Source organism: Xylophilus sp. PBN-3R (assembly GCF_057747805.1).
The window spans coordinates 3,945,956-3,955,026 of record NZ_CM173225.1; the positions used below are offsets into that span (position 1 = coordinate 3,945,956).

Sequence of the window (9,071 nt, forward strand, 5' to 3'; positions counted from 1 at the left end):
CCTCAGAACAGGTAGTGATCGACCAGCAGCGCCACGAACAGCAGGCTGAGGTGGATCAATGAAAAACGGAAGGTGCGGCGCGCCAGGCCGTCGGAATAATTGCGCCAGAGGGCGAAGGCATAGCCGCAGAAACCGATGGAAAGCGCCACCGCCACCACCAGGTAAAGCCACGAACTCATGCCATAGGCGAACGGCATCATGCAGCTGGCGAACAACACGAAGGTGTAGAGCAGCACCTGCAGCCGGGTGAACTCGTTGCCGTGGGTCACCGGCAACATCGGCAGGCCGGATTTGCGGTAGTCCTCTACCCGGTACAGCGCCAGCGCCCAGAAGTGCGGCGGAGTCCACAGGAAGATGATCAGGAACAGGATCAGCGCCTCCGGCGAGACTTCGCCCGTCATGGCGGCCCACCCCAGCACCGGCGGCATCGCACCCGATGCGCCGCCGATGACGATGTTCTGCGGCGTCAGCGGCTTCAGAATCACGGTGTAGACCACCGCATAACCGACGAAGGTGGCGAAGGTGAGCCACATCGTCAGCGGATTGGTCCAGGTATAGAGCACCAGCGAACCGCCCACGCACAGCAGCACGGAGAAAAGCAGGGTCTGGCCGTCACCCAGTTCGCCCCGTGCGGTAGGCCGCCAGGCGGTACGGCGCATGCGGGCGTCGATGCCCTTTTCGACCAGGCAATTGAAGGCGGCCGCAGCGCCGGCCACCAGCCAGATGCCGAAACACGCGATGGCGGCCTGCCGCACATCGGCCCAGCTCGGTACACCCGGAACCGCCAGCACCATGCCGATCAGCGCGCAGAAGACGATGAGTTGCACCACCCGCGGTTTGGTCAGCGCATAGAACTGCCGCACCCGCGAAGGCGGTGCGACGGACGGCGGCAGGGTGGCGGGGGTAGCGGGATTCATGCAGGGATCGAAGATAAACGACCGGACGGCGATGGCACCGAACGGCAGGAAGAGAGGGCCCAGACCAGCGCGGACACCAGGGCGGCGGCACCGCCGGTGTGCAGCACCGCGGCCACCAGCGGCCAGTCGAGCACGACGTTCGACAAGCCGGTGGCCAGTTGCAGCGCGGCCAGTACGGCGACGGCACGAACCGGCCCGCGCAGTGCGCCGACCGGCCACAGCCGCCACGAGACTGCGAGCAGCAGGGCAAAAACCACGTAGGCGAACAGCCTGTGGACGTAATGGATGGCCGTCAGCGCCTCGAAGGTGATCATGCTGCCGTCGGCCAGTTGACCCAGCGGGCGCCAGAGCTCGAAACCGCGCGAGAAATCCATCGGCGGCCACCACCGGCCCTGGCAGGTAGGGAAACCGTCGCAGACCAGCACCGCGTAATTGGTGCTGACCCAGCCGCCCAGCAACACCTGCAGCGAGACAGCGACCAGCGTGAGCAGCAGCAGTGCGCGCCGGCCCGGCGTCACCTCGACCAGGCGCAGGCCGTGCTGCGCCAGGGCGTGGCGTGCCGCCTGGCGCGCAAGCAAGGCCAGCAGCACCACACCGCCCGCAAGATGCATGACCACGATGGCGGGGAAGAGCTTGAGGGTCACGGTCCAGGCGCCGAATGCACCTTGCAGGCACACCCAGAAAAGCGTGGCGGTGGGCCACCACGGATGCACCGGCGGCAAGGCGTCGCCGCGCCGCTGGCGGCGCCAGGCCACCCAGGTGGCCAGGGTCAGCACGATGATCAGCACGCCCACGCCGGTCGCCAGGTAGCGATGGACCATCTCGACCCAGGCCTTGCGATGGGTGACCGGGCCGTCGGGCATGGCGACTTCCGCTGCTGCGATCTGTACCTTGGCAGCCACCGGATGGGCTTCGCCATAACAGCCGGGCCAATCCGGGCAGCCCAGGCCGGAGTCGGTCAGCCGGGTGAAGGCACCGAACAGCACCAGGTCGAAAGTGAGGAAAAGCGTCATCACCGTCAGCGCCTGCAGCCGGCGCGACGGGCTGGCACGGCGGTTGCGGAACGCCAGCCACAGCAGCGGACCGAGCGCGATGACGATGCCGGTCAGCATCATCTGCACCACCGGCGAGTAGTCGTAGAGGGGCGTGATGGTCATGCGGATCTAGCGGTCAGCGGCCGGCCTCGTCCCATGATGCCGAGGCGCGCAGCAACCGGTCGAGATCGCGTTTGGCCCTGGCGGCACCGGCCATGTCCATGTCTGCCGGAAACCGCATCATCCAGTGGCCCATGGGATCGACCAGGTAGATGTGTTCGGCCAGGGCATGGCCGGGCGCGGGTTTCAGCCAGCCGGCGATTCCGGCGGCCGGTACCCGCAGCACCGCGGCCTGCCGCAATGCGGGTTGCAGGCCGGCCGGCACCGGCGCTTCGTCGTCGATCAGCCACAGCCAGTCGACCCGGTCGCGTTCCTTGCCGAGGCTCTCCCGCAACTGGCGCTGCAGGTAGAGATGCTGTTCGCAGGCCCTGTCGCAGGCACCGCCGCCCACGCTGACCAGCAGCCACTGGCCGGCCAGCGCAGGCAGGCGGGCGACGGTGCCGTCGAGGTTGCGGGCGGCCAGGTCGGGCAGTGCGGGCTGGTCGGCCACCAGCTGGCCATAACCGGCGCGGCCGGTCGGCTGCACGACGTAGTAGGTGAAATACGAAGCAACCACCGGCGCGGCGCACATGGCCAGCACCAGCAGCATCTTCCAGCGGCCGCGGGCAGTGCGTGTGGCGCCCTCCAGGTCCTGGGCGGCCTGGCCCGGCTGCGGCATGGTGTGCACCGCCATGTCCAGCAGGTGGTCGCTCGCGCCGGGCAACGCAGCAGCTGCGTCAGGCAGCGCGCGGGCGTCGGATGAATTGGAACCAGGCATATAGGAAGACGATGAGGGCACAAAGCCCGAACCATTGGAAGGCGTAGCCGTAATGGCGCTCGACGCCGGTGGTCACTGCGGGCCACTGGCGTTGCAGCCCTTCGCTGGCACCGCCGGTCTGCACGGCCGTCCATGACGCCAGTGGCAGACCGGTCTCGCGCCGGAAGACCGCAAGGTCCAGATTTTGCCGGATCGGGGAATTCCCCTGTTCGTCTGCCGCAAAGTCATACAGCCGCGAGGGGGCGGGGGCGATGCGGGCGGTGATTTCCACCGGCCCGTCGGGTGTCGCCACCGGTTCCAGCCGCGACCGGTCCTCGAAATTGCGCGCGACCCAGCCGCGCTGCACCAGGACGGCGCGGTCCGGTGACAGCTGCAGCGGTGTCACAACAAAAAAACCGGGCCGGCCGTACATCTGGCGGTTGTCGAGGTACACCGTTTTCTGCGCCACCCAGCGGCCGCGCAGCAGTACGCGCCGGTGCATCAGCATGGTTTCCTGCTCAGGCTCCTGCAATGCCAGCGATGCACCGTCCAGCATCGGCAAGGCCTGGCGTTGTTCGATGGCGGCTTCGATGGCTTCCTTCTGCGCCGCTCTTGCCAACTGCCAGCGCCCCAACAGCGCGGTGACCACGATGCCGACCAACGCGGCCAGCGTGATCCACCAGAAACGCCGGCCGCGGCGTGGAAAACCCGGGACTTCCGCGACGCCGCTCATCGGATAATTCGCGGCATGAAAGTCATGGTCGCCCTCGCCTTCCTGGCCATCCTCGCCAGCCTGGGCGCCGCCCTGTTCTTCATGCTGCGCGACGGCCGCGAGGGGCGGGCCAAGACCAGCAACATGGCGCGTGCGCTGGCGCTGCGGGTTGGGCTGTCGGTGCTGCTGTTCATCTGCATCCTCGTCGCCTGGAAACTGGGCTACATCCGGCCGACCGGCCTGCCGGTGGGACAGTAGGAAAAAAGGCGCCTCGCGGCGCCTTTTCTGCGGGTCGGCCGATTGCCATCACATCCAGTAGACCAGGGTGTACAGGCCCAGCCAGACCACGTCCACAAAGTGCCAGTACCAGGCCGCGCCTTCGAAGCCGAAATGGCGTTCCGGCGTGAAATGTCCCTTGCGCAACCGCAGCGTGATGAAGAACAACATCAGCATGCCGATGAAGACGTGGAACCCGTGGAAACCGGTCAGCATGAAAAACGTCGAGCCATAGACGCCCGATGTGAGCTTGAGGTTGAGTTCGCTGTACAGGTGGTGGTATTCGTAACCCTGCACCGCCAGGAACACCACGCCCAGGATCACCGTGACCCACATGAAGGCCAGGGTGCGGGCGCGGTGGCCCTCACGCAGCGCATGGTGGGCGATGGTGAGGGTGACACCCGAAGTCAGCAGCAATGCGGTGTTGATGGTCGGCAGCCAGAACGGACCGACCGTCTGGAAGGGTTCGATCAGGCCGCCGGGCGCGGCAGTGGCGCCGGCCGCCATGCTCGGCCAAACGGCCTTGAAGCCGGGCCACAGCAGCGCGTTGTCGAGGCTGCCCAGCGCCGGCACCGAATGCGAGCGTGCCCACCACAAGGCGGTGAAGAAGGCGCCGAAGAACATCACCTCCGAGAAGATGAACCACGACATGCTCCAGCGGAAGGACAGGTCGATCTTGTGGCCGTACAGGCCGCCCTCGCTCTCGGCCACTGCGTCGCGGAACCACTGGTAGAGAACGAACAGCCAACCCATCATTCCGAAGGCCAGCGAATACATGCCCCATCCGTGGCCGTTGATCCACTGCGATGCGCCCAGGATCACGAAGAACAGCCCGGCCGCTGCCAGCGCCGGATGGCGCGACGCGGCAGGCACGAAGTAGTACGGCGCCGAACGGGCGGGGGTCGCATGGGTCGAACTCATGGGGTTCTTGCTCCTGGAATTGTTTTATTCATCGTCTTCAGACCATCCACCGCACCAGCGCCATCAGGCCCAGCACCAGCACCACCACCGCCGCGATGCCCGCCGCGACAATATGCAGCGGGTGGATGTGCGTGTCTTCCTCCAGCCCGCTGGACTTGCGAAGCCCCACGAAGGACCAGGCCACCGCCCTGATGGTTCGCAGCAGGCTCACAGGCTGCCCTCGGGCGCTGCCGGGGTGCGACCGCCGACCTCGAAGAAGGTGTACGACAGCGTGATGGTGGTGACGTCCCTGCTGAGCTTGGGGTCGATGACAAAGGCCACCGGCCATTCCTTCTTCTCGCCCGGATCCAGCGTGTACTGGTTGAAGCAGAAGCACTGCAGCTTGTTGAAGTACGGCATGGCCTGCTGCGGCGCATAGCTGGGAATGGCCTGGGCGGCCATGCGCCGGTCCTGCGTGTTCTGGAATTCGTACATCACCGTAGCCAGTTCACCCGGATGCACCTTCAGCGACCGCACCGCCGGATGGAAAGACCAGGGCCCACGGGCATTGGCGTCGAACTCGACCGTGATGGTGCGGCTGGTGTCCACCTGCGTGTTGGCCGGCAGCTTGGCCGCGCCTGGCAGGTTGAGTTCGGAGCGCGCCAGCACGTTGATGCCGGTCGCCTCGCAAATGGCGTTGTAGAGCGGCACCAGCGCATAACCGAAGGCGAACATGCCGGCCGCCACGACGACCAGCTTGCCGAGCATGCGGGCGTTCAGGCTGAGGCTGCGCGGTTTCATGTCTGCCGGCCTAGCGGCCGCTCAAGGCCATGCGGGCGAGAAAGCCCAGGAAGAACACCACCGCGATCGACGCCAGGATCAGGCCCAGCCGGCGGTTGGCACGTTTCTGTTCGGGTGTCATGGCCATGGATGTTCAGCCGACGATGCGGGTGGCCGTGGGGTCCAGCCTGGGCGGCGTCTCGAAGGTATGGAAAGGCGCCGGCGACGGCACTTCCCACTCCAGCCCCTCGGCGCCCTCCCAAGGCCGCTGCGGCGCCGCCTCGCCCTTGCCGCGCATCATCGGAAGCACCACGAAGATGAAGAAATACAGCTGGGCGAAACCGAAGAAGAAGGCACCGACCGAGGCCACCGCATTGAAGTCCGCAAACTGCATCGGATAGTCGGCATAACGGCGCGGCATGCCCGCCAGACCCAGGAAATGCATGGGGAAGAAGGTGACGTTGAACGAGATCAGCGACCACCAGAAATGGATCTTGCCGCGCCGTTCGTCGTACATCACGCCGGTCCACTTGGGCGCCCAGTAGTACACCGCCGAAAACATCGAGAACAGCGAGCCCGCCACCAGCACGTAGTGGAAATGCGCCACCACGTAATAGGTGTCCTGCAGCTGGATGTCGACCGGCGCCATGGCCAGGATGAGGCCGGTGAAACCGCCCATGGTGAACACGAAGATGAAACCCACCGCGAACAGCATCGGGGTCTCGAAGGTCATCGAGCCCTGCCACATGGTGGCGATCCAGTTGAAGATCTTCACCGCCGTCGGTACCGCGATCAGCATGGTCGCGTACATGAAGAACAGCTGGCCTGTGACCGGCATGCCGGTGGTGAACATGTGGTGGGCCCACACGATGAAACTCAGGATGGCGATGGACGAGGTGGCGTACACCATCGAGGCATAACCGAACAGGCGCTTGCGGGCGAAGGCCGGCACCACCTGGCTGATGATGCCGAAGGCCGGCAGGATCATGATGTAGACCTCGGGATGGCCGAAAAACCAGAAGATGTGCTGGTACATCACCGGGTCGCCGCCGCCCGCCGGGTTGAAGAAACTCGTGCCGAAATGGCGGTCGGTGAGTGTCATGGTGATGGCGCCTGCCAGCACCGGCATCACCGCGATCAGCAGGTAGGCCGTGATCAGCCAGGTCCAGGCGAACATCGGCATCTTCATCAGCGTCATGCCGGGGGCGCGCATGTTCAGGATGGTGACGATGATGTTGATCGAACCCATGATCGACGAGGCACCCAGGATGTGCATCGCGAAGATGCCGGAGTCCATCGAAGGGCCCATCTGCAGGGTGAGCGGCGCGTACAGCGTCCAGCCGGCCGCGGGTGCGCCGCCGGGCATGAAGAACGAGGTCACCAGCATCAGCGCCGCGGGAATCATCAGCCAGAAGCTGAAGTTGTTCATGCGGGCGAAGGCCATGTCGGATGCCCCGATCTGCAGCGGGATCATCCAGTTAGCAAAACCCACGAAGGCCGGCATGATGGCCCCGAACACCATGATCAGCCCGTGCATGGTGGTGAGCTGGTTGAAAAGCTCGGGGTTGACCAACTGCAGACCCGGCTGGAACAGCTCGGCACGGATCATCAGCGCCAGCAGCCCGCCCACCATCAGCATGGTGAAACTGAACAGCAGGTAAAGGGTGCCGATGTCCTTGTGGTTGGTGGCGAACACCCAGCGCCGCCAGCCGTGCGGCGCACCGTGGTGGTCGTCATGGCCGTCGTGGCCGTGTTCGTCGTGGCCGTGGGGATGCAGTACTGCGCTCATGGTGGAATCCTGTTTGCCTCTGGCCGTCTTATTTGTCGCGCAGTGCCAGCACTTCGGAAGGCTGCACGATCTGGCCGGTCTTGTTGGACCAGCTGTTCTTGGTGTAGGTGGCGACGGCCGCGATGTCGGTGTCGCTCAGCTGTTTCCACGAGGGCATGGTGCCGTTGTTCTGGCCGTGCAGCAGCACGAGGATCTGCACCGAATGGTCGGGGTTGAGCACCTTCTCGTCGCCATCCAGCGCCTTGATGGGGCCGCCTCCCTTGCCGTTGGCCTGGTGGCAGGCAGCGCAGTTGGCCGAATACACCTTTTCGCCGCGGGCGATGCTGTCTTCGAGTGTCCAGACCTTGTTCGGATCGTCGGCCTTGGCGGCCGCCTTCTTCTGCTCTTCGCCGACCCATTTGGTGAAGTCGGCAGCCGACACCACCTTCACGTGGATCGGCATGTAGGCGTGTTCCTTGCCGCACAGTTCCTGGCACTGGCCGTAGTAGTCGCCGATCTTCTCGGCGCGGAACCAGGTATCGCGCACGAAGCCCGGAATGGCGTCCTGCTTGATGCCGAACTGCGGCACCGCGAAGGCGTGGATCACATCGTTGGCGGTGGTGATGATGCGGATCTTCTTGTCGACCGGAACCACCAGCGGGTTGTCGACTTCCAGCAGGTAGTTGTCGGGGATGGTGCCCTTGGCGCCGTTGTTCGAAAGCTCGCGGTGCGCCGGCAGCAGGGTCGAGATGAACGCCAGTCCCGAGCCTTCGCCGGCCAGGTAGTCGTAACCCCACTTCCACTGGTAGCCGGTCGCCTTGATGGTCAGGTCGGCGTTGGTGGTGTCCTTCTGCGCGACCAGGGTCTTGGTGGCGGTGAGCGCCATCACGACCACGATGACGAAGGGCACGATGGTCCAGGCGATCTCGACGACCACCGATTCATGGAAGTTGGCCGCCTTGTAGCCCTTGGACTTGCGATGCTTCCAGATGGAATAGAACATCACCGCGAACACCGCGATGAAGATCACCGTGCAGGTGATCAGCATGCCGGTATGCAGCAGATGCTGGTCGGCGGAAATCCTGGTGACACCGAGGGGAAGATTGAGCTGGCGCACCGAAGGCCCGCCCGGCAGGTCGCCCACGGCATGGGCCGAACCGGCCACGCCGGCAGCCGCCAGGGGTAGCCACCTGGCGAGCTTCTGCAGCTTTTCGGTCGTGCGCTTCATCGTCTTCATTTGTGTCATTTTTAAAACCAAACTTCCAGGCTTCGATCACCACCGGAAACCGCGGCGCGGCAGCAGCCGCGCCTTCGGCCTCAGACCGTGCGCAGCGCCCTGCGGATCTCGGTTGCCAACGCGGGCCGTAGCTCGGGACGCACGAAACGCCCCACCTCGACCGACTTTCCCTGAGCCGACACCCGGATCAGCGAACCATCGCCGACCACCGGTTCGACCCGAACCCATTCACGCCGGAATTCGGCACGCTCCAGCCGGCCCGCGGTTTCTCGTTCGACGACCAGCCGGGCCTCGGTGAGCGAAATGCGCTCGCCGTCGGCGGCATGGCGTGCATAAGCCAGGAAGGCAAAACCAATGGCAGCCAGTTCGAGGCCTGCGAAAGGCATGACCAGCCATGCACCCAGCATCCAGAACATGGCGGCGATGCCGGCCGACAGGACGCAGAGCGATGCATAGACCCACCCCAGTTGCACCGGCGTGACCGAGCAGTTGCGCTTGAGCAACCAGTGCCGGCCCTGGCCCGATACGGTAGCGAAGCGGAGAACGGGGTTCGACACGAATGTTTGGTGGGGGTGGGACGACCGGTGCGGT

Annotated in this window: 12 protein-coding genes; 1 reads left to right on the plus strand and 11 read right to left on the minus strand. The window is 65.2% G+C overall.

The annotated features are described in order from the left end of the window. Window positions 1-2 precede the first annotated feature (2 nt). From cyoE to AC3ANW_RS18860, 4 genes are read right to left on the minus strand one after another with little or no spacing between them, the layout of a single operon-like run. A complete protein-coding gene (gene cyoE, locus AC3ANW_RS18845; protein WP_488342364.1) occupies window positions 3-917 on the minus strand; it encodes a heme o synthase in 915 nt (304 codons plus the stop codon). Beyond that, complete coding sequence (locus tag AC3ANW_RS18850) at window positions 914-2,074, minus strand: COX15/CtaA family protein (RefSeq protein WP_488342365.1); 1,161 nt, start codon at window positions 2,072-2,074, stop codon at window positions 914-916. The genes cyoE and AC3ANW_RS18850 overlap by 4 nt, the downstream gene beginning before the upstream one ends. A gap of 13 nt (window positions 2,075-2,087) precedes the next feature. After that, a complete protein-coding gene (locus tag AC3ANW_RS18855; protein WP_488342366.1) occupies window positions 2,088-2,828 on the minus strand; it encodes a hypothetical protein in 741 nt (246 codons plus the stop codon). Then, window positions 2,788-3,540, minus strand: a complete 753-nt coding sequence (locus AC3ANW_RS18860; protein WP_488342367.1) for an SURF1 family protein — start codon at window positions 3,538-3,540, stop codon at window positions 2,788-2,790. Before AC3ANW_RS18860 ends, AC3ANW_RS18855 begins: the two co-directional genes overlap by 41 nt. Window positions 3,541-3,555: 15 nt before the next feature. Between AC3ANW_RS18860 and AC3ANW_RS18865 the strand changes: the two genes are divergently transcribed. After that, window positions 3,556-3,777, plus strand: coding sequence for a twin transmembrane helix small protein (locus AC3ANW_RS18865; RefSeq protein WP_488342368.1), 222 nt, complete (start codon window positions 3,556-3,558; stop codon window positions 3,775-3,777). A 48-nt stretch (window positions 3,778-3,825) separates the two neighbouring features. On the opposite strand, the gene AC3ANW_RS18870 is transcribed toward AC3ANW_RS18865, so the two are convergent. The 7 genes from AC3ANW_RS18870 to AC3ANW_RS18900 form a co-directional block, all read right to left on the minus strand. Further along, window positions 3,826-4,716 (minus strand): cytochrome c oxidase subunit 3, encoded by an 891-nt coding sequence (locus AC3ANW_RS18870; protein ID WP_488342369.1) that lies wholly within the window; start codon window positions 4,714-4,716, stop codon window positions 3,826-3,828. Between the two features lie 37 nt (window positions 4,717-4,753). Next, window positions 4,754-4,927 (minus strand): DUF2970 domain-containing protein, encoded by a 174-nt coding sequence (locus AC3ANW_RS18875; protein WP_488342370.1) that lies wholly within the window; start codon window positions 4,925-4,927, stop codon window positions 4,754-4,756. After that, window positions 4,924-5,496 (minus strand): cytochrome c oxidase assembly protein, encoded by a 573-nt coding sequence (locus AC3ANW_RS18880; protein ID WP_488342371.1) that lies wholly within the window; start codon window positions 5,494-5,496, stop codon window positions 4,924-4,926. Before AC3ANW_RS18880 ends, AC3ANW_RS18875 begins: the two co-directional genes overlap by 4 nt. Window positions 5,497-5,506: 10 nt before the next feature. Next, window positions 5,507-5,617, minus strand: a complete 111-nt coding sequence (locus AC3ANW_RS18885; protein ID WP_488342372.1) for a cytochrome oxidase small assembly protein — start codon at window positions 5,615-5,617, stop codon at window positions 5,507-5,509. Window positions 5,618-5,629: 12 nt separating this feature from the next. Beyond that, complete coding sequence (gene ctaD / locus AC3ANW_RS18890) at window positions 5,630-7,264, minus strand: cytochrome c oxidase subunit I (protein WP_488342373.1); 1,635 nt, start codon at window positions 7,262-7,264, stop codon at window positions 5,630-5,632. 28 nt (window positions 7,265-7,292) lie between these two features. After that, complete coding sequence (gene coxB, locus AC3ANW_RS18895) at window positions 7,293-8,471, minus strand: cytochrome c oxidase subunit II (protein WP_488342374.1); 1,179 nt, start codon at window positions 8,469-8,471, stop codon at window positions 7,293-7,295. 89 nt (window positions 8,472-8,560) lie between these two features. Further along, window positions 8,561-9,037: a DUF2244 domain-containing protein gene (locus AC3ANW_RS18900; protein WP_488342375.1), complete on the minus strand. Its 477-nt coding sequence runs from the start codon at window positions 9,035-9,037 to the stop codon at window positions 8,561-8,563. Window positions 9,038-9,071 lie beyond the last annotated feature (34 nt).

Coding starts and splice junctions, on each gene's coding strand:
- cyoE (WP_488342364.1), bottom strand. CDS start 917: ATGAATCCCGCTACCCCCGCCACCCTGCCGCCGTCCGTCGCACCGCCT.
- AC3ANW_RS18850 (WP_488342365.1), bottom strand. CDS start 2,074: ATGACCATCACGCCCCTCTACGACTACTCGCCGGTGGTGCAGATGATG.
- AC3ANW_RS18855 (WP_488342366.1), bottom strand. CDS start 2,828: ATGCCTGGTTCCAATTCATCCGACGCCCGCGCGCTGCCTGACGCAGCT.
- AC3ANW_RS18860 (WP_488342367.1), bottom strand. CDS start 3,540: ATGAGCGGCGTCGCGGAAGTCCCGGGTTTTCCACGCCGCGGCCGGCGT.
- AC3ANW_RS18865 (WP_488342368.1), top strand. CDS start 3,556: ATGAAAGTCATGGTCGCCCTCGCCTTCCTGGCCATCCTCGCCAGCCTG.
- AC3ANW_RS18870 (WP_488342369.1), bottom strand. CDS start 4,716: ATGAGTTCGACCCATGCGACCCCCGCCCGTTCGGCGCCGTACTACTTC.
- AC3ANW_RS18880 (WP_488342371.1), bottom strand. CDS start 5,496: ATGAAACCGCGCAGCCTCAGCCTGAACGCCCGCATGCTCGGCAAGCTG.
- AC3ANW_RS18885 (WP_488342372.1), bottom strand. CDS start 5,617: ATGACACCCGAACAGAAACGTGCCAACCGCCGGCTGGGCCTGATCCTG.
- ctaD (WP_488342373.1), bottom strand. CDS start 7,264: ATGAGCGCAGTACTGCATCCCCACGGCCACGACGAACACGGCCACGAC.
- coxB (WP_488342374.1), bottom strand. CDS start 8,471: ATGAAGCGCACGACCGAAAAGCTGCAGAAGCTCGCCAGGTGGCTACCC.